This is a genomic window from Nicoliella sp. ESL1120, from assembly GCF_058508515.1.
Genome location: NZ_CP196383.1, coordinates 106,528 through 130,041 on the forward strand (window position 1 = coordinate 106,528; position 23,514 = coordinate 130,041).

Genomic DNA, 23,514 nt, shown 5'->3' on the forward strand with positions numbered 1-23,514 from the left:
GATTTGCATTGCAGGATCCATTTGGAAATGGAATGATTCCGATTCCACCGAATTATGCAACTTTCAAAAATCCGCACACTGGTGAACTGAAGATTAGTAAAGTTGGATTTTCTTATACTTCATTAATTTTCGAATTTATTCCAGCCATTTTTAGGGGCGATTGGTACAATTTTTGTTGTATCGTTTTCATTAACGTCACGTTGGGAATGACTCTGGCACTCATAATTGGTAAACCCCTTGATTTTGCTTATCAATACACGGAAATTATTATGCACTTCATCTGGGGCTTTTTATATAATCGGATGTATTGTCGGCATCTATCAAATATTGGTTTTGTTCCAACCGATGAACGCTCTGCGGCATTATTATTTAAACACAAATATATTAAAACAAAATAAAAAGCTGACCATTGAATTGGCCAGCTTTTTATTTTAATTAACGCTTAATTTCTACTCGAATATCGACGCCTTCATTAGGATTCAATTGTTCATCATAAGTGAAATTAGCTTCTTGGAAATACTTCTTAATTTCTGAATTAATTTCTTCCAATGGACGTTTGTCATTATCTTGACGATGTAGAACTAGTGTATATTCCTTATTATCATCATCAGTATGTTCAAAATCATATAAAACGTCAACTGTATTTAAAATTTCTTGAATTAATTTCCGTTCTGAATTTTCCATAATCAATTCCCTCTCAACTAAATAGTATACAATTTTCATTTTATTCCGTTAGTATCAATTTATAAAGTAAAAAGCTCTCAATTAAATCAACGAACGATCCGTCTTGCTTATGAAACTACCCTTCCCATCAACAATTTGATAGTTACGATCAACGTATTTAATTAACCGTGCATCATGGGTGATCAATAGCACCGTTTTATGTTGCTCATGTGCAATTTGCTTAAAAATCGTCATGATTTGAACTGCCCTTTTTCCATCCAATGCGGCGGTTGGTTCGTCAGCTAAAATAATGTTAGGGTTGGGATACATTGCCCGTGCGATTGCGACTCGTTGTTTCTGACCGCCTGATAATTGATCTGGATATTGGTTCATTAAATCAGTAATTGATAAATCATCACAGAGCTGCTTGAATTCAGCTGAACCCATATTGCCGCTGGGTTTAACGCGATCAACTAGTTCAAATTGTTCACTTACGGTCAAGTATGGCACTAGATTATATGATTGAAGGATAAAACCGAGCTGCGCTAGTCTAAACTGGCCTTGTTGACGCTTATTCATCTTTCCATAATCATTTCCATCAATATCCAATTGACCACTAGTTGGCGATAAAATTCCACCAATGATTTTCAAAAAAGTACTCTTTCCAGATCCAGATGGTCCCGTAATCGATATCAATTCACCCGAATCAGCCGTAAAATTAATTCCTTGAAGCGCCTTGGTCGCACTTGAACCGTTCCCATAAATTTTTTCAATTTGATGCAGCTTAATTGTTTCCATATTCACTAACCTCCAATAACCGTTGCAGGATCAATCTTAGCAACCGTTCGCATTGGAATAATGGCTCCCAATGCAGTGATCACAATAATTGCGAATGCCACCAGTCCTAGCCACCCTAAATTAAATTGAATTGGGACGCTACTTGGAATTACTAACGCCGTTAAAAATGTCAATCCACCGCTAACTATAATTCCTGCAATTGCTAATATCAACGCTTGGCAAACAATGCTTTTTAATAGGTAAAAGTTGCTAATTCCTTGAACCTTCATCACTGCTAAAAATGGAATTTTCTGAATTGTTAAAACATACAAGAAGATTGCAATAATAAATAGGGTGATCACCAATAAGAAACCGATCATAAAGTTAAAAGTATTATTTTGAGCAGTATAACCCGGTAGCTTATTAATAAATTCACCAATCGAAAGCGTTTGGGTCCCACTGACCTTATCAATGTTAGCAGAGTGTTTCAAAACAATTGCACTCACCATTGCAGCGTTTTGGTTCCCAAATTTAGCTTCTTGAACAGCCTTAGTATTAGCATAAATAACTGGCGCAATGCTCAACTTAGCATTATTAGTCGTCCCCACAATTTGGTAACGTGTTGAACGATTAGCAATCTTGATCCACTCACCAATATGATAGCCATCGGTTTTAACCAAACTGTCATCAACTACAACTTCATGCTCATTTTTAAACTTTCTTCCTGCTTCGATTTTTAAATCCTTATAAATCGGTTGCCCAGAATTAATTCCGACGATTTGCGTATTTAACTTTTCACCATTGCCATTGCTAGTAACGTTTGCATTCAATTGAACGATGGCAGAGCTCCCAACAACATGGTCATATTTAGCAGCTTGCCCCTTCGTCAAATTGGATTGAGTCAAAGAACCATTTGCTTCATTATTTAATACAATTTGTTGAGCATCCCAAGAATCGATGGCCAACCGATTCGAAGATGATAATCCATTCGCTAACCCCGTCAGAACAAAAATTAAATATGCGATCAAGACTAATACTAACCCGATTAATCCATATCTAAATTTATATTTTTTAATTTCCCTTAATCCTAAAAACATACTAGTGCATCCCTTCTAATAATCCTTGGTTTATAATCATCAACATCGTCTTTAAATCAGCTAGTTCAACCTGTTCGTCAGCACCGATTAAAATCGAGCGAATTGCATTATGACTAGCAGCAGTCGCCGCTTTATAAACCACTGCGACCACATTTGCATCATCGATCAAATTACCGTTCACGATCATTACCAAACGATCCATGCTCATACTATGATAATCAAATGGTAGTGATTTTAAATTGTATTGATTATACGCAACGTGCATTCGATAAAAATCACGGTATCGAGATTGATTGATCTGTGCAATGAAATCAACAGTCGATTGATAAAAACTATCCAGAGTATTTTGATGCTCATTTTTAATCATCTTAAAAACATCAAAATGAACGGCATCTAATACCCTTCTTAAAACGTAATTGTAACTATCCGTAATATCATCAAAATACTTATAAAATGACCCCCGTGCAATATCACAATTCTTAATGATCCTTGCTACTTGGGCATCTAATAATTTATGTTCTGAAAATTCACTTAATAGTGCATTAAAAACTAATTCTTGTTTAGTTTCATTTAAATTCATAAATGTTTTCGTTGGCATGATTAATTCTCCTTAGTGACACGGTGTCATTTTTAGTGATTTTAATTCTATCATTGCTATGACACCGTGTCAATATATAAACATTTTTAATTCTCAAATGATATTAGTATCTTATTTGATTCATTTCTTTTAGAATGGAAGTAGAATATTTTTAGATAATTACGAAAGAGTGAATAATAATGACAGATAATGAAAGATTGTTGGATATCAAAAATGGTTATAATTTTCGCGATATTGGTGGTTATCCTACCAAGGATGGTCGAACTACTAAATGGCATAAAGTGATTCGATCTGGTAATTTAGCGGAGCTAGATCAAGCTGACCAAAACTATCTTCAAAAATATGGCATTACTAACGATATTGATTTGAGATCAAAGATGGAAAGAGACTCAGAACCAGATTTAGTCCCAGAGGGAGTTAAATATTCTAAAAACCCCATTTTTGAACAAAAAGAAAGACGAACTGCAGATGTAATGAAAGAGCTTTACTCTGAAGACCCTACGGTTGGTAAACTACACATGAAACATGTCTATGAAAACCTAATCGAAAGTCCAATTGCACGTAATTCTTACCGTAAGTTATTTCAAATTCTTTTAAAAGACTCAAATGGTGGATCGATAATTCACTGTTCACAAGGTAAAGATCGCACTGGAATGGGCATCGTAATGCTATTATTCGTGCTAGGCGTTGATGAAAAAGATATCAAGGAAAATTATTTAGAATCAGCTAAACAAATGGTTCCATACGTGCAAAAGAAGATCAAAGAGTATGAACGTTATGATATTAATAATATCTGTAAGGAAAACATAACTGCCCTTTACACGGTATCAATTGATTATTACAATGCTGCCATGGGTAAAATTAAGGAACTATATGGAAACATGGATAACTTTATCCACGAATACCTTGAATTGAGCGATGAAGATATCGCAACATTAAGGAATGAATACCTAACTAAATAAATCACTATTTATGGAGGGATAATGATGTCAAAGCATAGTAAATTACCATTCATTTTGGGAATTCCAATTGCTGCTGCAGCTGGGACTTTCGCATTGAGTGAATACTTTTTTAAAATTGGAATGGCACGGCGAACCAAAAAGCCACGCCCATCCAGAACACTATTGCCATATGCTAAAGAATATTACCGTTGCTTAAATTGGTATCGTAAAATTCCAAAACAAACTTGGTACAACTCAGATGCAGATACAAACGAAACCATGGTTGCGGATTTCATTCCTAATGAAACTCCCACTAAAAAAACGGTTATCATTGCCCACGGTTATAATGGGACTCGTGAGACCATGTCTGGATACGCCAAAATGTACTACGACATGGGCTTTAACGTATTGCTACCAGATGATCGCGGTCATGGTGAAAGTGCCGGTAAATACGTCAGCTTTGGTTGGTTAGATCAAAAGGACTACCTCGCTTGGATCGATAAGTTAATTAATCAAATTGGTGAAGATAGTAAAATCTTGTTGTTCGGAGTCAGTATGGGAGCTGGAATCGTTTCAATGCTGAGTGGTGCAGAGCTACCGCATCAAGTTGAGGCAATCATTGCCGATTGTGGATACTCAAGCGTTCGTGCGGAACTGAAGTACCTACTCAAATATAGATATAATCTTCCAGAATATCCTTTTGAGGCCCTTGTCAGTTCGATCAATAAACGCCGTTTGGGATACTATTTAAATGATGCTTCCACTACCAAACAATTGAAGAAAAATCACCTACCAATTTTAATTATTCATGGAAGCGAGGACACTTACGTTCCGACTTTTATGGCATATGAAAATTACAGCGCTTCTGATTCACCAAAACAACTATGGATTGTAAACGGTGCTAAGCATGCTGAAAGTTTTTGGAAAAAACCAGTTGAGTATCAAAAACGCGTTAGCGATTTTTTAAAAACCTATTTCAACTAAAAAAAATAACCATTCACAAATGTGAATGGTTATTTTTTTAATTGAACCGATATGCTTTAATATCTGCTTTATGTTGCGTAATAAATTGAAGTTGATTATCAGTTGAAAGCTTTAAAATGGTATAAATCTTACCTAATTCAGGAATTGAAACCTCAATCGAACTTTTATCAATGTAAAAAATAAACTTTCGTGCAGGATGGTCCAATAAATTAGATAAGTCGCTTGCCCCACTCAATTGGCTAAATGGTTGCGAAATCGTAACGTTATTCTGTTGATTATTTTTACCATTGGAAAAGACATTTACATTAGTCGTAGTATCACTTTGAATCATTGAAAAAACATTTTGTTGGACTGGCTTTTTAAATGTCACCACAATTTTGCTACTCGTATTAGTTCCAGTTAGCGTTAAACCCTTACTTTTTTTCTTATGGTAGAAAAGACTGTTATTAGGTTCAACTACCTTTTCATTTAATACCCCATTTTGCAAAGTTAAAATGCGAGGTAGGGTAAACGAACCAATATGATAATTATTGTTGGCTTTCATAAAGTTGTCATAACCACGGTTCCAGTTACCAATCCACCCAATCATAATGATTTGCTTTCCTTCTGAATCCATTGGTTCATAGTTGGCAGCATAATCATCCGAACCATTATCGATTCGCCGAACGGTTTTACTATCCGCAATAAATAAACCATCATCATTAATATGACCAACTTGGTAGTATAGTCCCTTACCATTATTGCCACCATCCCCACTAAATAGTAGGACTGATTTTTCTTGATGGGTAGCATAATCATAAACATTTCGAATTACGTTAGGACATTCTAACATGCTAGGGGCTGTATCATTCATTGCTGGATTAAATGACGCGCTATTACCAATATCCTTCCAAGTGTTCGCAGATCCATCTGGACTAGTAAAAGTCCGAATCTGATCGCCCCCACCGTTGGAATCACCCTGAGCAATATACATTACGATTTGATTTTTATTTGCATCCCATAGCACCTTCGGATCACGAAACGCACCGCCTTGACTAAACTGTGTCATTACAGGCGCATTTTGTGCTGGTTGAAAATTAACACCACCATCGACCGAGTATGCTTCGTAAACATTCTGGCGTCCCTGCGTAAAACCGGTGAAGAACGCCAACATTGCATTGGAAGGCAAATTTTTATTAACAATATGACCATTTTGATCATTCATCATTACGGAACCAGTCGCTACTGATTCCCATCCACCAGTATTCCGTGGAATTGCAATCCCACGATTAACAAACGACTTAAAATCTTTCGTTTGGACTAATGCCCATTCTGTATTACTATCAACGTTTTTTTGATCATTAGATAGATAGTAGATATTCCAAACATTTCCGACCTTTATAATTGATTGAATATCATTCATAAATCCGGTTGGAATGTTGTAATGATAACGTTGTGTAAAAGTATTTTTATTTAACAGGTTGTTCGATGCTGTTTCAATCGTGCTAACTGAATCTTGATTGACGTAATAAAGGTTATTATTATACATCGCAGGAACCTTATCTTTAACTAAATAATCAGCAGTTTGCACCTGCGTATTATCACTTACTAACGAATCAGTAACGTTATCATTAACTGGATTATTATAAAGCTTAGTATCAGAATCAATGTAAGAATCATTGAACTGCTTTTTCAAAACAACTCCATTAATAATGTTAGTGGCGGATTGAATAATTGAATTGGCAGCATTTTGACCTAATGGTACGGCATTCATTGGATCGGTCGCAATTGTATTATTGGCAGCGTTAGCAGAAACACTAAATTGACTTTGTTGCTTTTTATCAACTTGACCAACTATCTGAGAGCTAGCAAATGCAGCGCTATTGACTTGTGATTGGGCAAGTTGAACAGCACTCTGGCCAAAATTAAACGTGGGAATAATATCAGCAGCGGCAGGGCTAGTTAAGGTAGTATCTGTTTCAATGAACGAAAATAATGCGAATGTAGAAGCAGAAAAAATTAACCATTTTAAATTACTTTTAATCTTATATCGATATTTTAATTTCATTTTAATTCCCACCCTTACTGTTAATTACTTAGTGCTCTGTGAAAACGGACTCGTCATGTTAGTCGCCGTATTGGTCGTCGTCCCACTAGTACCCGTGGTATCGGCAAATGTACTTGCCGTAAGGGCCCCCTGTGGCAAGATCGAGTTTGCAACCACACTTGTGGTATCACCATTAATATTAATCATAAAACTAGGGGCAAATGTAGCATGACCCCCACGTAACTTTGCATCCCCCGCCTTAGTCATATAACTAGTTACGACCAAGTTATTGCTATCAGGGTTATTAATCACAAAGTAAGAGTAGGTAAACCTTCTATTATCAGGGTTTAATTCAGTTGATGAAAGAACCACTCCACTACCACCATTCAATGGCTTGTATGGACCTGTCAACTTATCAGCAACGAACCCTAGCATGAAGATTCCCTTTCTACTGATGGTCCCCTTCAATAGATGGGTCCCACGGGTATCGGTGAATAAATACCACTTACCATTCTTCTTAAATAAGTTTGGTCGTTCTGTTTCATCATCAACCCCGTTGAAAGTCACCAATGGCTTCATGACCTTCTTAACGGTGTAGTTATTGTTTAACTCAAGGATTCCCAACGCACCATTTGTATATTGATTTCTAAGGCCGTTCCAAGTATTGCGATTCTTAACCAACTTCTTTTGGACCTTTTTTTGATACTTCTTGCTGCCACCAATATTAGCATAATTATAGTTATTATTGTCACTATAAGCAGCTCCGCTGAACTTAGTCCCAGTATTCCCCTCAAAGACCAAGTATTTATGCCCGTTATCTTCAATGTAATGGGGATCACGAAGCGTAAAATCATCAGCGGTATATTGAAGGGCTTCTCCAACCGTTTGATCTGCATTTTGATAGTATTTACCATCACCGAAGAAAATCGTCTTATGATCAGTAGTTGCACTGTGATCAATACTCAATCCATTACCAGTAGCATCGATTTTTAGCTTAGCAGTTGCCAAAACTTGTTGGTTATGGCCATTTCCACCATGCTTTTTGGCACCAGAAAATGCAGTGTAGAATAACCGCACGTGGTTAGCATCTTGCAGAACGGAAGAACCAGACCATTCATCGGTTTGGAGTTTCAGATACTTGCTCTTTCCATCACTTCCATCTGTCCGAGAGGTAAATACTTTCCCGCCGTTGTACCATGATGAGATATCGCTGGTGTCAGTCCCGATCTTTTGATAGAACATGTAAATCGCAGCACCAAATTCAGCCCCGTTATCCTTATTAGTGGTAGGATCATCAGCCATCGCAAAGACCACGTGATAACCATTGTAATTTACTAAGTTACCCTTCCCATCTTGAAGTGGCCAACTATCCCAGACGTCCAATTGATCAGTTCGATCTTTATGGAGTCGATTCGTGATTCTCGCATTCGTTATATCAGAAATCGCAACGTTTTTGAAGCTAGGAACTTGATTCTTAGTTTCCTTAGCCGCAGCTGGAATTTTCTTCATATTATACCGAGTGTAGTGATTAGTTCCGTAGGTATCACTAAAGGTAATTGGTTTAGTAGTCAACTTGCTAGCATCAACATAAACTTTCTTGCCATCATAATTAGTAACGACCTTCCCAGAAGTGGCGTCAGTCTGTACTAACACATTATGATCCATAAGTTTACCAGCAGCCTTATCTGAGTCTGCACTCTTATAATATTGGGCTCCCTTTTGAGCGTACTTAAAACCAACCTTAGATAATTTAGTTCCTTGGATGTAACCGTGCTTCGTTCCATATGAATTTTTATAAGTTACTTTCATCCATTTAGAAAAGCCACGCCCCTTGCGCGTCACCTTAGAATTACGCCCTAAATATGACAAAGGAGTGCTGTTAGCATCAGCCTTAGTATATAAAATTGCAGAACTATTGACGTAATAAGTATTCGTAGAGTACTTTAATTCATGATAACCATAAAAACCACCAGCAACTAAGATTGCCACTAGTGCAACCGCGGCGCCACTAATCCAATATTTCCAATGGCCCCGACGGTCCTGTTGACTTCTTTTTTGCAACTTGTTCATCTCCGTTAATTAAACTTTTTAACTAACCTATATTAACATATAAAAAGTACTGCTTCCCAGTATATATCCAAAAGCTAATAATCTTAATAATTATGCACTAGTAGCTGCTCGTAACTGCTGATTTGATTAACCATTCACCATCTACTTGTTTAAATCGGATTCGCATTTGAAGACTGAAATCCCCCCGCATGCCATAAATTTTTGCACTAACCACGTTGCGACAAGTTAAAGTCCCCTGATCATCGATCCGCACGCTTTCTTCTTGATGGGAATAATAGGTCATTGAATGGTCTTCAATTGCTGCTATCCATTCCGGTTTCGTTTGTTTAATTCCGGTCATATGGGTCAATACAAAATCATCAGCTAAAATTTGCTTTAACAATAGGATGTTGCTAGTTACCATTGCTTGGTATAGTTCGCGGTACTTGGTAATAATGGCGGTGGTGATATCGTTCATAGTGATGCCTCCTTAAAAATATTAATTAGCTGAGAAATAACGTTTAACGCCCCTTTTCCATAAATAATATGAAAAATATAATAATATAATTGTAATTATAATCAACGGGGCAAATAGTGATGCTAAGTGAGCAAGCGTCATATTATTCTGATTTAAATAAATAATTCCGTTGGATAATGGTAATACTGGAATTAAGTTGGTTAAAATCATTCTGATGGGCTTGGGATAAATTGCTGCTGGTCGATTAGCAGCATCAATTAGATATTCTGGAACCCCGTTCAATGCGGTCATATTATCCTTCCAAAATGCAACTTCAACTACGATTTGGTTGATAGCAAAAACAAATAAAACACTAACTACGTAGAACAATAATATCAAAAGATAACTAGACTGGGGTTCAAACCTAATTAGTAGGTAAATCGTCAGGGGTAAATAAACCATTAAATTGATCAAACTGGGGAAATCTAGTTTCCTTAGGGTGTAATAAAAGTATGAATTCGTCGGGTAGAGCAACGGATAATCTAAATTGCCCTCAATAATATCTTCAGACAGCGATTCATGGGCGCCAATAAATAAAAATTGGTAAGTGTATGTAATCGCACTCAAGCTAATAATCAAAAGTTGATACTGAAGATAACTCAACCCGCCGATCGATTCAGTCAGTCCATAATAAATTTTGCCGGCTAACAACTCAATAATGGTAAACAAAAATCCGAATAACACAACTAGAACAGAGGTCGTTCGATAAACTATAAACTCCTTGAAGCTTTGTCGTGCTAATGAAAGGTAAAGCTTAACCGTCATAACCCCACCCCCTCAAACGTTGCGAGTCCGCTTTTAAACAGCCGCATGGAAAAGAATTTAAAGATGCCAAACCAAAATAGTGAAACAATGCCATATTCTATTAGCATTCCTACATTTGAATTTACCATGATCAACGCCTGAATATAGTCACTAGAAACTAACGCAATCGGGGAAAAACGAAAAAGCTGGTATAGGGTCTCTGGTAAAACCGTTAACGGAAAGAGTAGCCCGCCAAAAAACAAATAAAAAGCATTAATCATTGGTCGTAATGGCCACATTTGAATTACCCAAAATGACAGCGTCCCTACGATAAACATCATTTCATGCCAAAGCAGTAATGAGATGATTAGGTACCCAATTAGTAATCCGAACGTTAATAAGTTTAGTTCTGAAAAGATTAACATTATGAATAAAAAGGAACTAATGAAAATAACTTTGGAACCAACAAAGTCAGAAAGGCTTTCCAAATTAATGCTAATTGGCCTTAAAAGAAGGACGCTTAAGTTCCCAGATTTTACCTTAGCGGATAGTTTAAAAACTGGTTCAAAGGTAAAAATAAGTGATAGTATTCCCGTAAGGAGTAAGTATTTAAACATTTCTGATTTATTATAGCCGTTTATGGTCCCGTTACTTGTGCTATAAATGGCGTTCCACATAAAAAAAGATAGCGAAAGTTGAATAATCCTGGATAACAAAGAAATGATAAAGTTAGAACGATAAATGATTGAATTTAAGAAACTAGCCTTAGCACTAGTTAGATACTTCACTTTCACCACCCCTAAACATTTGATAAATTGAATCCTCTAGCGAAGGCTGTTTAATGTTAACGTTATCGATCTGATCCAGGTTAAGCGTAATGGAGCCCCCATTAGAATAGTTAGTTACAACATAATTACCATCAACATCGGTCTTAACTTGAGCATCTTCATAACTAGTAATTGGGTTGACACCCTTTGCCCTAACCACGATTTGTGGATCAATTTGTTTTTGGAGACTCTTCAAATTATCAATGGACCCGTTAAATTTAATCTGGCCATCCAATAAAACCATGATTCGATCTGTAATTGCTTTAATATCTTGCATTTGATGACTAATTATTAGCACCGTTGTACCATTAGATTCATTTAATTGGTTTATAAAGTCATAAAGTGCATACTGACTAACGATGTCCATTCCCAATGTCGGCTCATCCAATATTAAAATCTCTGGGCCGTGTAATAAAGAAGCAATTATCTCTAGCTTGGTTCGTTCACCTAAGGAAAGTTTTCTAACCGGTGTGGAGGCTACGCTTTGCAAATTAAACATCTTTAAGTATTGATTCAATCGCTGGTCGTATACATCATCAGCAATTTTATAAATCGATTTAATTACCCGAAATGTATCAAGCGCTGGCAAATTCCAATTTAATTGACCCTTTTGTCCCATCACGACCCCAATTTTTTGCAAAAAGGAATTATTATTAGTATCTGGAATGGTACCAGCCACCTTGATCATCCCATTTTGGGTTTGAATGATTCCAGTCATTAACTTAATTAGCGTTGATTTTCCCGCACCGTTCGGCCCCAATAAACCGACTTTTTCACCCTTTGCAATTTGAAATGAAATTCCCTTTAAAACTGATTTCAAAGTATACTTACGTGAAAAGAAGTCCCTTAGATTATTTTTTAGCCCCACCTTTTTATTAAAGATTTTATACTGGTAGCTAAGATCACTAATCTGTACATACGACATATCCGGCCCTCCCTTCTAATAATTAGCTTATAATATTATAACTTAATTTTAATTTTTTCAACACAAAAACGGCAAGCATAACCGAATATGCTTGCCGTTTTAAGTTAATCATGATTATTTTAATAAGCCCACGCGCTTAAGAACTTCATCTGCCCGGCGGATGTGGTAGTGGTAATCAAAAGCATCTTCAATATCTTCCTTTGAAAGGTGACTAGTGATTTCCTTGTTGTTTTCAACTAATTCCTTGAATGGTAAGCTTTCGTCCCATGACTTGGCAGTCAATGGTTGTACCAAGTCGTAGGCAGCTTCTCGTGCCATCCCACTATCGATCAACTTAAGCATTACCCGTTGGCTGTAAATCAAGCCGTGGGTAATTTGCATGTTAGCCTTCATCCGTTCTGGGAAGACGGTTAGGTCTCTCAAGATGCCAGTGAAACGGTGTAACATGTAATCCAATAGGATGGTGGTATCTGGCATGATGATTCGTTCAGCGGATGAATGGGAAATGTCCCGTTCGTGCCATAGTGGAACATCTTCGTAAGCAGTAACCATGTGGCCACGAACGACCCGTGCTAAACCACAGATGTTTTCTGAACCAACTGGGTTACGCTTATGTGGCATTGCGGAAGATCCCTTTTGCCCAGCATTGAAGTGTTCTTCAACTTCGTGGACTTCTGAACGTTGGAGCCCCCGAATTTCAGTCGCAAATTCTTCCAAACTAGTGGCGATCAAAGCGAGCGTGCCAACGTAATCAGCATGTAAGTCCCGAGGTAAGATTTGGCTCGAAATTTCTTGGGCGCGGATACCAAGCTTGTCACAAACGTATTCTTCCACAAATGGAGGAATGTTTGCAAAAGTTCCAACGGCACCAGAAATCTTACCAGCTTCAACTTCACGGGAAGTTTCTTCGAAACGCTTTTGGTTCCGCTTCATTTCTGAGTACCAACGCGCAATCTTAAGCCCAAAGGTGGTTGGTTCAGCTTGCACCCCATGGGTCCGCCCAATCATAACCGTGTCCTTGTACTTAACTGCTTGTTTAGCAATCACGTCAATTAATTCTTGAATATCTTTTCTTAAAATTTCGTTTGCTTGTTTGAAACGAAGTCCATATGAGGTATCAACAACGTCAGTACTGGTAACCCCAAAGTGAACCCACTTCTTTTCAGGTCCTAATGATTCTGATACATTTCTAGTAAATGCAACGACATCATGATGGGTCACGGCTTCAATTTCTGAAATCCGCTTTTCATCAAATTTGGCGTTCTTTCTAATCTTTTCTACATCTTCAGCAGGAATGTGGCCTAATTTTGACCAAGCTTCATCAATCGCAACTTCAACTTCTAACCAAGCTTTGAACTGGTTGTGCTTAGACCAGATTTGGCCCATTTCACTTCGTGTATATCGATCTATCATTAGTTTAATCACCTTTTATTTAAATTTCGATTTCCGCCATTATTATACCACATTAATCGCTAATTTTCGGAAAAAAGTGAATATTATTCTTGAAAATGTTTAATATTAAATTAAATCCGAACTTTATTTTTTAAAAAAGGGGCATTGTTCTTGATTTTTATTTTTTTAATGGTAAAATCTTATAGGTTGCTTAAATTTAATAGCAACCCAAAAAATTCTACGAGGTGTTTATATGTCATCAATTGTTATCGTTGGAAGCCAATGGGGAGACGAAGGAAAGGGAAAGATTACTGACTTTTTAAGTCAGCGCGCTGACATGATCGTTCGCTACTCCGGTGGTGACAATGCCGGTCACACTATCGTTATCGACGGGAAAGAACTCCACCTTTCCTTAATTCCTTCTGGAATCTTCTTCAATGATAAGTTGAGCGTAATTGGGAACGGGGTCGTTGTGAACCCGAAATCCTTGCTCAGCGAATTGAAATATCTTAATGATAATGGAATTGATACTGATAACCTTCGCATCTCCAGTAGAAGTCATGTAATTATGCCTTATCACATTTTATTCGACGGCTTGCAAGAAAAGCTCAAAGACGAAAAAATTGGCACTACTAATAAAGGAATCGGTCCGGCCTACATGGATAAGGTCGAACGAATCGGAATTAGAGTGGCGGACTTAATTGATAAGGATACTTTTGCTGAAAAATTACACCAAGCCCTCAAGATTAAAAACCAATTCTTGACCAAGTTATTCGACGAAGAACCATTGAAGTTCGATGATATCTTCGATGAATACTACGAATATGGTCAAAAAATTAAGAAATACGTTGTTGATACTTCATTATTAATCAACGATGCCTTAGACGCAGGCAAACACGTTTTATTCGAAGGTGCGCAAGGGGTAATGTTAGATGTCGATCATGGGACCTACCCATTTGTTACATCATCCAATCCAATTGCTGGTGGTGCTGCAGTCGGTGCTGGTGTGGGGCCTAGTCGGATCAACGAAGTCATCGGGGTTTGTAAAGCCTACACTTCCCGAGTTGGTGATGGTCCATTCCCAACCGAACTTCATGATGAAGTTGCCGATCGGATTCGTGAAATTGCTCATGAATACGGTGTCGTTACTAAACGGCCCCGTCGGATCGGTTGGTTAGACGCCGTTGTTTTACGTCATGCTAAACGGGTTTCTGGATTGACTTATCTTTCCTTGAACTGTTTAGACGTGCTTTCTGGTTTAAAGACCGTCAAAATTGCTACCAAGTACAAGGTTGACGGCGAAGTGATTGAAAACTACCCTGCTAATAATTCCGTTCTTGAACGCTGTGAACCAGTGTATGAAGAACTTCCCGGATGGGACGAAGACATCACCAAGTGTAAGACGGTCGATGAACTCCCAGTAAATGCTCAGAATTATTTAAAGCGGGTCAGTGAACTTGTCGGCATCAAACTTGATACTTTTGCCGTGGGTCCCGACCGTGATGCGACTAACATCATGATCAATGCATGGGATACTGCTGACAAGTAATCATTATTGTTGCAATTGTTTTTTAGAATTATGGAGGCGTTCAAATGAGAGTATTTGACTATGAAGACATCCAATTAATCCCTAGTAAATGTATTATTAAAAGTCGGCACGATGCCGATACGACCGTTAAATTCGGTCCTAAGACTTTTAAATTACCAGTCGTTCCTGCCAACATGCAAACTGTAATCAACGAAGAATTAGCAGAATGGTTAGCATCTAACGACTACTTCTACGTAATGCACAGATTCCAACCTGAAAAGCGGGCTCAATTCATCAAGGATATGCAAGCCAAGGGACTTTTCGCATCAATCAGTGTTGGAATTAAGGACAGCGAATACGACTTTATCGATGAATTAGTGAACGAAGGCCTAAAGCCTGAATACATCACCATCGACGTTGCGCATGGTCACTCTGATTATGTAATTAAGATGATCAAGTACATCAAGGAAAAGATTCCATCAACCTTCTTGATTGCCGGGAACTTAGGAACTCCCGATGCCGTTCGTGAAATCGAAAACGCCGGCGCTGACGCAACTAAGATCGGAATCGGACCTGGGAAAGCTTGTATCACTAAGCTAAAGACTGGTTTCGGAACTGGTGGTTGGCAATTATCCGCCCTCAAGTGGTGTTCCAAGGCCGCTAGAAAGCCAATCATTGCTGATGGTGGTTTAAGAACCAACGGTGACATTGCCAAGTCAATTCGCTTTGGTGCTACCATGACCATGATTGGTTCCCTCTTTGCGGGTCACGAACAATCACCTGGTAGTGTTATTACCATTGATGGTAAGCAATACAAGCAATACTGGGGTTCTGCTTCTGACACCCAAAAGGGTGAATACAAGAACGTTGAAGGCCGTCAAATGTTGATCCCTTACCGAGGCGACATTAAGGACACCCTTCGCGAAATGCAAGAAGATTTACAATCATCAATTTCATACGCTGGTGGCAAGGATATTTCTGCGATCAAGACTGTGAACTACGTGGTTTTAGACTCAGATGATTAAGATATGAAAAAGCTCACCAATGCCGAATGGCGTTGGTGAGCTTTTTTGTGGATAAAACGATAATTTATAATGTTTTAATATCGATGACAACGTCTGATAATTGAAAAACCAATGGATCATGGCTAGAGATAATCATTATATTATTCAAATCTCTAATTCGGTATAAAACATGTTCCAAATATCCCTTGAGTTATCAGTATCTAAGGCAGCTGTTGGTTCATCAATCAATAATACCTTTGGGTTTTTCATAATCATTCTAGCGATGGCAACCCTTTGCTGTTCACCACCGGATAATTCATATACTTTCCTTTAGCTATTGGAATTAAACCCAATGACAATAAAGAAGTGATTGGTTATGATATTGCTCCAACTGAATCAGCATTAATCTGGGATAATATGCTAAATTGATGAATAGTTTAAGGAATAATCAGCGCTTATTAACATGGCTTGAATTTCCACCTTCAATTAGAGCTAGTATTTACAGCACAAATCTAATCGAAAGCTTCAATAAGAAATTAAAACGCCATATTAAAAAGCGTGAGCAATTTCCAAATGAAGAATCCTTAGAAAGATCCTTAGTAATAGTAATCGTAGATTACAATGCCAAGTTTAGTTTAAGGATTCATAATGGATTTAGTTTGGTTCAAGATACACTGGAATCCATGTTTTAGAATTCGGGAAGGACATTTTCATTTACACAAGATATTTGACACTCTCAATACTATTTTTGAATATCTTTTTGAATAACTATAAAAATTAAAAACTCCTACACTATTTAGTATAAGAGCAACATATTTTACAAATTACTTTTAATGAATTTTTTCATAATTAATAATAATAATAGAGAAAATACAACTGTAATAATTCCAACAATTTTCCAAAGTTCCAAAGTGTTTATCTTAATCCATGCTGCAAACAGTCCAACTACAGAAAAAAGAGCAAACGTACTAGTAGTAAGAGCATGCATTGATGATACATCACCAACGTTATATGATCTATACATTAATTTTTCAAAAACATTTCCTGACATTCCCATAACAATCCCCGCTAATAATAATAATAATAACCGAATTATGTTAGGAATACTGAAAGATATTAAATAAATACAAAAGCCTGATAATAAGTAATCTAAGATAAAAAAACTAGATGCTTTAATTTTTATAAATGGTGCAAGGAAACCACCTATAAAGTCTCCTAATTTTTGAACTGATGTAACTATAGCAAATAAAGCTACGGGTGCTCCAACTTCTTTCATTGTTAATGGCATTAAATTCATTAATAAACCACTAAGTCCACCTAAAATTGCTTCAAATAAAATAATAATGAAAGCTGGCATTGTACTTATAAATTGGTGAATTTTTTTAATTATTTTGTTGAAGTATGAAAAATTTATTTTTTCATTACTATTTGATATAACATAATTTTCTTTGTGATTAATGCTTAAGTAGCATACAATTCCTAATGGAGCTGAAATAAAGCTAAATATCAACAAATTGAAGCTACCAATTTTTAATAAAGTTAACGAAGTAATTACACTTATAAGGACAGTTAACCCAGATCCTAAAAAATATTGTAAATCAACTGAATGCTCAATTTCATTTTCATCTTGATCAAATATCATAGGAATAAAACTAATTTCTATTGACGTGGAAACCGTTGTTGCAATGATAATGATAAAATAAAAAAATCCAATGAAATAAATATAGTAATGAAATAATAAAAACATTCCAGCGATTACAATGCTAACACTAGAAATAACTTGCAAAAAAATCAATTTAATTTTAATGTGTGTAAGGTTATCTAACATTGGTGCGCCAATTGCAATTAGAGATGGTGGTAATGCAGCAATAATACCAAATGATCCTAAAGTTATAGAATTAGCGTTATAGTTTTGTTCTAATAAATAAAACAAAACTATATTAAAAATGCTAAAGCTAGTTAATAAAAATGCTTGACCTAATAGTAATTTAAATAAGTTATTTCTTTGCTTTTTTTTAATGTTGCTTTTTTTTAATGTCATATTGGAGACCCCCAATCCATTTAAATTATCATTAATAATAAATGTATTTCAAATCAAAATAAAATATTTTTTTAATTTAATTTTAATTTTTAACGTTTTATTATCATAATAAATCAATTTTAAATAATCTTGTTTAAATAAAATCCATGTTATTAAAAAAAGAAATGTTTAATTAACCCCTAAGTTGAAGTGCCCTATAATTGTTAGACAAAATCTAACAATTATAGGGCACTTCAATGGCGTTAGTGAGCTTTTTTGGTTGGAATTATTTATTATTTCCTTCAAATCGAAATTTAGTAATGAATCCTAGTGATTGCCATAATGGTTTCTACAAGCAATAATAATAATTTCACGTTCTGTAACCGTGTAAATAATTCGATCTTGATTGTTAACGCGGCGGGACCAGTACCCAGTCATTTCACCATGAAGTGGTTCTGGCTTCTCAATCCCACCAAATGGAGTCCTGGCGATATTACTAATCAGTTTATTTAAACGTTTTAAATCGGGGTTACTATTTTTTGTATCCATAAATAATCTTCCCAACCACTATCTGTAAAACATTTAATCATCATCAGGTAAATCTCTCTTAATGAATTGGCCCTTCTCTATCTGTGACTTCCCCTTTTAAGCCACTTTAAATTAGCAGGATTCCCAAGAACGAATTGATTTTCTAACATGTTATTATATTCAGCTTCAGAAATTAATACAGAGTTTTTATTATCTTTACGTGTAATTGTGATTGGTTCAAAACTATCGGTTGCCTTATCCATATACATCTTTAATTGTTTCCTAAAGTTAGAATAGTTGTGGTTTCCATTACTAATCCCCCTATTCGTTTGCATTTTACCATATTTTGTACAAATAAAATTCAAAAATTACTAAATACCCAATTATAATATTCCAATCATCAATGAAAGCATAATAATAAAGTTAAGTTCAAGTTATTTCACTGTTAAAGCAATTTCAAAGAGTTAAATCATTAGCTAAGGATGATGATTTAATGCTAATATAGCCAGTCGTTGTTTGAAAAAGGCCCTTCAATGATGAATGTCATTGAAGGGTCTTTTTTGAATTAATATTTAATTGATTCGTTGAACATCATGATTTTCCACTTTATAAACAACATCACATAGATCATTAATATCCGATTGATTATGACTAGCAATTAAGATGGTTGCCCCCTGATTGTGAGCAAGATCTTTAATAATTGATTTAATCTTGAATACACTCTCGCTGTCCAGTGCGTTCATTGGTTCGTCTAAAATAATAACATGTGGATTTTCCATAATTGCTTGAGCAATGCCTAGTTTTTTCTTCATCCCCAGTGAATAAAATTTAGTTTTTTTATTTCGGCTATCCCATAGCCCCACTAATTTTAAAACTGCCTCAATTTCAGAATCGCCAATAACATTATTGATTGAAGCTAACATTTGTAAGTTATCATATCCAGACAACCGATCAATAAATCCAGGATCTTCAATCATTACACCCAGGGAATGAGGAAAAGAGTTATTATCTAATTTGATCCCATTAACAATGATTTCTCCCGACTGTGGGAATAACAATCCTGCAATTAGTTTAAAAAAGACGCTCTTGCCCACCCCATTGGGGCCAGTAATCCCCATAATTTCTCCCTGCTCAACAGATAAAGAAACCTGATTAAATATTAATTGATGCTTAAAGCTAAAGCTTAAATTATTAATTTCAATTCTTTTCATTTATTTTCCCCTAGCTAAACTGTTTGTGACGATATATTAATTTAAAAACATAAAAAACAATTCCGATTAAAATAACCCAATAAACTAGATCAACTATAAATTCCAAATAAAGAGATTGGCTCATTTGGAAATCAAGTGAATAAATCAACAAATGATTCCCTGGTGATACATTAATTAACCATTTGGGGAATCCAGGAATCGAAGTCATCTTCCCTTGTAACATAATAAAAAAAATAGTTATTAATGTGGGAATAACTCGATTTTTAAAAGTACTAACTAAAACCTGATTAATACTTCCCCAGAAAATTAGTGACATTAGTAATAAAATCATCGAAATAAAAATTTGAATCAATGGATTAACGGTGTAAGGTTCAATTCCATCAAACGATCTAGTAAATGATTTAATCATTTGATAATTCCAAGTAAGTTGGAAATTACCAATTAAGATCGAAATTATTAAAGTAACAATTAAAACACTAAACACAAAGAAGAATGCATTTAAAATCAATGTTTTTGCTTTTACATTAACAATCCGTTCCCTACTCCCAAGTCTGATTAAAATAAACCGATTTGAATCAAGGATTGATATTAAAAAATTATTTAAAACGATAAAGATAATTGGAATTATAAAAACACTAGTAAACTTTTGACTAAAAGAATAAAGTACCCAGTTCATTGCAAAAAAGTGATTATGATAACTCAAGTAGCCCAATAAATTAGCTATTATAAAAAGCGATAATACTATCAAGACAGTTAAGTATATAATTTTATGTTTTATAATATTATAGATGATTATGTTTTTTCTATTCATACAATATTTCCTTGAATTTAAAATACCCAACTAGTGTTTCAACAAGTAAGATTAATGCAAACGTAGAATAAATTGAAGCCGGTGTTGTTAAAGAGTTATCTGAATAATTAAAGAGATTTGTAAACCCTAACCAGTTTAAATTTATGATTCCAAAAAATGGTTCTGAGATTAAATAAATAACAAAGGTTATGATTGATGGAGCATAACTATTCTTCCAAAAAAGGGTCGTTACCAATCCCAAAATTGAAAAAACAAAGCTAAATACAAAACTGTTAAAAATGAATATAAGTGAGTATAAGACCTTATTATTAGGATATAATTCTTTGAAAGCACCCACAGTAAAATTATTCAAAATATGATCAGGAAGCGGACTATAAAATAAAGATACTAATAAAAAAAGCATTAAAATGATGCTTACCAATAATCCATTGATAATTCCAACTGATAATAGTTTGTAGATATAATACTTTTTAAAATTCATCCTGGTTAAAATAAATTGTAAAAAGCCATGATTCATATCTTCGTATAATGATAACGATGCAGGTAAAACAACAACGAAAATAATTGCAAAACTGGGGATTCCTACCCCAGTTACTCCATGGATAAATAATAGAACGTTGTTATTAGTAGTGTTAGAAGTTAATACGTTCAGAGCAATACTGGCAACTAAAATTAGTGCTGCAAATATTATATTAATAAAATTTGCTTTCTTGAAAGTTTCTAAAACAAAGTATTTCATTCTCCAGCTCCCTACTGTTGAGTGTATTTATTTTTGGCCCCTAGGCTTTTGAAGCTACTTTAAATAATTATAAATTACTAATCAGAACTATATCATATTTATTAAAAATAATACAAGAGTCTAATTATACCAAAAAAGCCCAAATCCACTTCGGATCGGGCTTTTTCAGATTTAAATTTAAAATCTATTTCAATAACTTTGCAATTCCTTCAGGTAGTGCTTCCAACTTACCATCTAAAACATCATTCAAGTCATTTGATGGTACGTCTAGTTCACCAGCCTTAATGAGGTCTTGAACCCCGATTACAAAGCCAGCAGTTTGTTCATCCAAACCGCTCTTCAGCAATTCTTGCTTGTAAACATCATCGGTCAATGGCACTGGTGAAATTTCTTGGCCAGTCCCATCGGTCAAGAAGTCAACTAATTGTGGGTATGAAATTGGCTTACCACCGAATTCATAAACCGCCTTTGGATCATCTAATGTTAATACCTTGGCAGCCCCAGCAGCGTAATTTTCTTCGCGGGTCCAACCAACCTTGCCGTCTTCAGCAGAATATGGGAAATTACCCGTTTTAAGGGCCATTTGGATGGTCCCTAAATCATTTTGTAGGTACCAGTTATTACGCAAGAAAGCATGCTTAATGCCCGATTCCTTGATCCATTGTTCAGTCTTCTTGTGGTCTGCAGCCAAAAATGATTCAGCATGGTCCGCATCTGGGAAACTAGTGTAGGCAATGAATTGAACCCCAGCTTGCTTAGCAGCGTTGACCACGTTATGATGTTGTTCGTCCCGAGGCATTCCAGGGCCTGGTTGGGAAGAAACGAATAGCAACTTGTCGATTCCCTTAAATGATTCATTCAATTGCTCTGGCTTAGTGTAATCGGCTGGCCGAATTTCGGTCCCCGCTGGAAAAATATCCTTAGCCTTATCAACGTTTCTGACCAACGCAACGATGTCTGATGCGTCAACTAATTCTGCTAATGATTTGAATGCGGCTTGGCCAAAATGACCAGTTGCTGCGGTAATTCCATATTTCATAGTTAGTGGCTCCTTATTAATATAATTGATGTCTTTATACTAACTTACTTTTTGTAAGCCTGCAAGCATTTTAGCCAAAAAAAAGCGTCGGATCAGATCCGACGCTCATAATGAATTTAAATTTTAGATTAGTCCTAAATCTTAGTACCAACCGTGGCTTTGCCAGAATGCCTTAGCAGCAGCCCATGAACCGTAACGAGAAGCTACGTATGAATCAGCAACCTTTTCTTGGTTAGCAGCTGAGTAGTCACCGTTAAGGTATGATGAAGATAATTGATACTTACCAACGTATTGACCGTTAGTAGCAGTGTATGAACCACCAGATTCACGGTTAGCGATCCATGCCTTAGCGGATGCATCGTCACTTGAAGTAGTGGTAGTAGCAGCAGTGTTGTTGCTAGTAGTAGCAGCTGCAGTATTAGCACTGTAGCTTGAACTAGTAGTAACAGTATTTGCTTGGGTGTTAGCGTAACTACTTTGAGTAGCACCACTAGTTTGTGGAGTAGTTGCACTTTGTGTTGCAGTAGCAGTTGTGTTTCCGTTATCTGGTAAGTTCAATCTTTGACCAACGTAAATGATTGAGTTGTCATTTAAATCGTTAGCTTGTTCTAGGGCTGTTAAGTCAACGTTATATTGACGAGCAATACCCCAAAGAGTATCTCCTGATTGAACAGTAACCTTAGTAGAAGCATCGGCATTAACAGCACCGACACCAGCGACAAATAATCCAGCAGCAACAGTAGTTGAAGCTAAAACCTTCTTTAAATTCTTATTCCGTAAGATAAAAATCTCTCCTTCTATATAAAACATAATCTGGATATCGTTTCCTTGATATCGTTTTCTGGATCGTTTACATGAAAACAGCTAATCTGATTTGATTAACTGTGAGTATTCTACCTACCAGGTGTTACACCAAAATATCGTGAATATTAAATAAACGGGGTGTTTTTGTAATATTGTAACAGTTTTGTAACAATTAGTTGTTTTTTCATTGTCATTGCTGACTATAAATCAGCCTAAAATATACATTTTATTTATGCATTTTTGCATATTTTGTAATATTTCTACTTTTTAAATTTATTAAAATCCTTATT

General features: G+C 35.8%; 24 protein-coding genes and 2 pseudogenes. 6 read left to right on the forward strand and 20 right to left on the reverse strand.

All coding sequences use genetic code 11. The features are described 5' to 3' along the window. Window positions 1–8 precede the first annotated feature (8 nt). A complete protein-coding gene (locus tag ACSYTE_RS00450; RefSeq protein ID WP_491716769.1) occupies window positions 9–398 on the forward strand; it encodes a hypothetical protein in 390 nt (129 codons plus the stop codon). A gap of 37 nt (window positions 399–435) precedes the next feature. Here the strand turns inward: ACSYTE_RS00450 and ACSYTE_RS00455 are convergent, their stop codons facing one another. The 4 genes from ACSYTE_RS00455 to ACSYTE_RS00470 all read right to left on the reverse strand — a co-directional run bounded on the left by ACSYTE_RS00455 (window position 436) and on the right by ACSYTE_RS00470 (window position 3,135). After that, window positions 436–684: a hypothetical protein gene (locus ACSYTE_RS00455; protein WP_491716770.1), complete on the reverse strand. Its 249-nt coding sequence runs from the start codon at window positions 682–684 to the stop codon at window positions 436–438. Window positions 685–765: 81 nt separating this feature from the next. Continuing rightward, window positions 766–1,461 carry an ABC transporter ATP-binding protein gene (locus ACSYTE_RS00460; protein WP_491716771.1) on the reverse strand — a complete coding sequence of 232 codons (696 nt, stop codon included), beginning with the start codon at window positions 1,459–1,461 and terminating at the stop codon, window positions 766–768. A 5-nt stretch (window positions 1,462–1,466) separates the two neighbouring features. After that, the gene (locus tag ACSYTE_RS00465) at window positions 1,467–2,537 is read right to left on the reverse strand and encodes an ABC transporter permease (RefSeq protein ID WP_491716772.1); all 1,071 of its coding nucleotides are present in this window, start codon (window positions 2,535–2,537) and stop codon (window positions 1,467–1,469) included. Between the two features lies 1 nt (window position 2,538). Beyond that, the gene (locus tag ACSYTE_RS00470) at window positions 2,539–3,135 is read right to left on the reverse strand and encodes a TetR/AcrR family transcriptional regulator (RefSeq protein WP_491716773.1); all 597 of its coding nucleotides are present in this window, start codon (window positions 3,133–3,135) and stop codon (window positions 2,539–2,541) included. A gap of 179 nt (window positions 3,136–3,314) precedes the next feature. Here ACSYTE_RS00470 and ACSYTE_RS00475 point away from each other — a divergent pair, with 179 nt between their 5' ends. Both ACSYTE_RS00475 and ACSYTE_RS00480 read left to right on the forward strand, forming a co-directional pair. After that, window positions 3,315–4,097 carry a tyrosine-protein phosphatase gene (locus ACSYTE_RS00475; RefSeq protein ID WP_491716774.1) on the forward strand — a complete coding sequence of 261 codons (783 nt, stop codon included), beginning with the start codon at window positions 3,315–3,317 and terminating at the stop codon, window positions 4,095–4,097. A 21-nt stretch (window positions 4,098–4,118) separates the two neighbouring features. Further along, window positions 4,119–5,060 (forward strand): alpha/beta hydrolase, encoded by a 942-nt coding sequence (locus ACSYTE_RS00480; RefSeq protein ID WP_491716775.1) that lies wholly within the window; start codon window positions 4,119–4,121, stop codon window positions 5,058–5,060. Window positions 5,061–5,097: 37 nt separating this feature from the next. Here ACSYTE_RS00480 and ACSYTE_RS00485 read toward each other — a convergent pair whose 3' ends face one another. From ACSYTE_RS00485 to purB, 7 genes are all read right to left on the reverse strand, one after another. Beyond that, entirely contained in the window at window positions 5,098–7,107 is a 2,010-nt protein-coding gene (locus ACSYTE_RS00485) for a glycoside hydrolase family protein (protein WP_491716776.1), read from the reverse strand. Between the two features lie 24 nt (window positions 7,108–7,131). Further along, window positions 7,132–9,147, reverse strand: coding sequence for a glycoside hydrolase family 68 protein (locus ACSYTE_RS00490; protein ID WP_491716777.1), 2,016 nt, complete (start codon window positions 9,145–9,147; stop codon window positions 7,132–7,134). Window positions 9,148–9,253: 106 nt separating this feature from the next. After that, window positions 9,254–9,613 carry a nuclear transport factor 2 family protein gene (locus tag ACSYTE_RS00495; RefSeq protein ID WP_491716778.1) on the reverse strand — a complete coding sequence of 120 codons (360 nt, stop codon included), beginning with the start codon at window positions 9,611–9,613 and terminating at the stop codon, window positions 9,254–9,256. Between the two features lie 21 nt (window positions 9,614–9,634). Further along, window positions 9,635–10,417 carry an ABC-2 family transporter protein gene (locus ACSYTE_RS00500; protein WP_491716779.1) on the reverse strand — a complete coding sequence of 261 codons (783 nt, stop codon included), beginning with the start codon at window positions 10,415–10,417 and terminating at the stop codon, window positions 9,635–9,637. Beyond that, window positions 10,414–11,184 (reverse strand): ABC-2 family transporter protein, encoded by a 771-nt coding sequence (locus tag ACSYTE_RS00505; RefSeq protein ID WP_491716780.1) that lies wholly within the window; start codon window positions 11,182–11,184, stop codon window positions 10,414–10,416. The genes ACSYTE_RS00500 and ACSYTE_RS00505 overlap by 4 nt, the downstream gene beginning before the upstream one ends. Continuing rightward, window positions 11,168–12,148 carry an ABC transporter ATP-binding protein gene (locus ACSYTE_RS00510; RefSeq protein WP_491716781.1) on the reverse strand — a complete coding sequence of 327 codons (981 nt, stop codon included), beginning with the start codon at window positions 12,146–12,148 and terminating at the stop codon, window positions 11,168–11,170. Before ACSYTE_RS00510 ends, ACSYTE_RS00505 begins: the two co-directional genes overlap by 17 nt. A 114-nt stretch (window positions 12,149–12,262) precedes the next feature. Beyond that, a complete protein-coding gene (gene purB / locus ACSYTE_RS00515) occupies window positions 12,263–13,561 on the reverse strand; it encodes an adenylosuccinate lyase (protein WP_491716782.1) in 1,299 nt (432 codons plus the stop codon). A gap of 232 nt (window positions 13,562–13,793) precedes the next feature. Here purB and ACSYTE_RS00520 point away from each other — a divergent pair, with 232 nt between their 5' ends. Next, complete coding sequence (locus ACSYTE_RS00520) at window positions 13,794–15,089, forward strand: adenylosuccinate synthase (protein ID WP_491716783.1); 1,296 nt, start codon at window positions 13,794–13,796, stop codon at window positions 15,087–15,089. 44 nt (window positions 15,090–15,133) lie between these two features. Continuing rightward, the gene (locus ACSYTE_RS00525) at window positions 15,134–16,093 is read left to right on the forward strand and encodes a GMP reductase (RefSeq protein WP_491716784.1); all 960 of its coding nucleotides are present in this window, start codon (window positions 15,134–15,136) and stop codon (window positions 16,091–16,093) included. 144 nt (window positions 16,094–16,237) lie between these two features. Here the strand turns inward: ACSYTE_RS00525 and ACSYTE_RS00530 are convergent. Continuing rightward, window positions 16,238–16,387, reverse strand: a pseudogene (locus tag ACSYTE_RS00530) (ATP-binding cassette domain-containing protein); the annotation flags it as partial. A gap of 101 nt (window positions 16,388–16,488) precedes the next feature. On the opposite strand from ACSYTE_RS00530, the pseudogene ACSYTE_RS00535 reads away from it, so the two are divergent. After that, window positions 16,489–16,764, forward strand: a pseudogene (locus ACSYTE_RS00535) (transposase); the annotation flags it as partial. Window positions 16,765–16,889: 125 nt separating this feature from the next. Here ACSYTE_RS00535 and ACSYTE_RS00540 read toward each other — a convergent pair. The 8 genes from ACSYTE_RS00540 to apf all read right to left on the reverse strand — a co-directional run bounded on the left by ACSYTE_RS00540 (window position 16,890) and on the right by apf (window position 23,230). Continuing rightward, window positions 16,890–18,113, reverse strand: a complete 1,224-nt coding sequence (locus ACSYTE_RS00540) for an MFS transporter (protein WP_491716785.1) — start codon at window positions 18,111–18,113, stop codon at window positions 16,890–16,892. Window positions 18,114–18,419: 306 nt separating this feature from the next. Next, on the reverse strand, window positions 18,420–18,641 hold the full coding sequence (locus ACSYTE_RS00545; RefSeq protein ID WP_491716786.1) for a Txe/YoeB family addiction module toxin: 222 nt from the start codon (window positions 18,639–18,641) through the stop codon (window positions 18,420–18,422). A gap of 77 nt (window positions 18,642–18,718) precedes the next feature. Next, window positions 18,719–18,955, reverse strand: coding sequence for a type II toxin-antitoxin system Phd/YefM family antitoxin (locus ACSYTE_RS00550; RefSeq protein WP_491716787.1), 237 nt, complete (start codon window positions 18,953–18,955; stop codon window positions 18,719–18,721). A 237-nt stretch (window positions 18,956–19,192) separates the two neighbouring features. Beyond that, a complete protein-coding gene (locus ACSYTE_RS00555; RefSeq protein ID WP_491716788.1) occupies window positions 19,193–19,831 on the reverse strand; it encodes an ABC transporter ATP-binding protein in 639 nt (212 codons plus the stop codon). Between the two features lie 10 nt (window positions 19,832–19,841). Then, complete coding sequence (locus ACSYTE_RS00560; protein ID WP_491716789.1) at window positions 19,842–20,642, reverse strand: hypothetical protein; 801 nt, start codon at window positions 20,640–20,642, stop codon at window positions 19,842–19,844. Next, window positions 20,635–21,381, reverse strand: a complete 747-nt coding sequence (locus ACSYTE_RS00565) for a hypothetical protein (protein WP_491716790.1) — start codon at window positions 21,379–21,381, stop codon at window positions 20,635–20,637. Before ACSYTE_RS00565 ends, ACSYTE_RS00560 begins: the two co-directional genes overlap by 8 nt. Window positions 21,382–21,565: 184 nt before the next feature. Then, window positions 21,566–22,420, reverse strand: coding sequence for an SDR family oxidoreductase (locus ACSYTE_RS00570; protein WP_491716791.1), 855 nt, complete (start codon window positions 22,418–22,420; stop codon window positions 21,566–21,568). 141 nt (window positions 22,421–22,561) lie between these two features. Further along, window positions 22,562–23,230 carry an aggregation-promoting factor gene (gene apf / locus ACSYTE_RS00575; RefSeq protein ID WP_491716792.1) on the reverse strand — a complete coding sequence of 223 codons (669 nt, stop codon included), beginning with the start codon at window positions 23,228–23,230 and terminating at the stop codon, window positions 22,562–22,564. Window positions 23,231–23,514 lie beyond the last annotated feature (284 nt).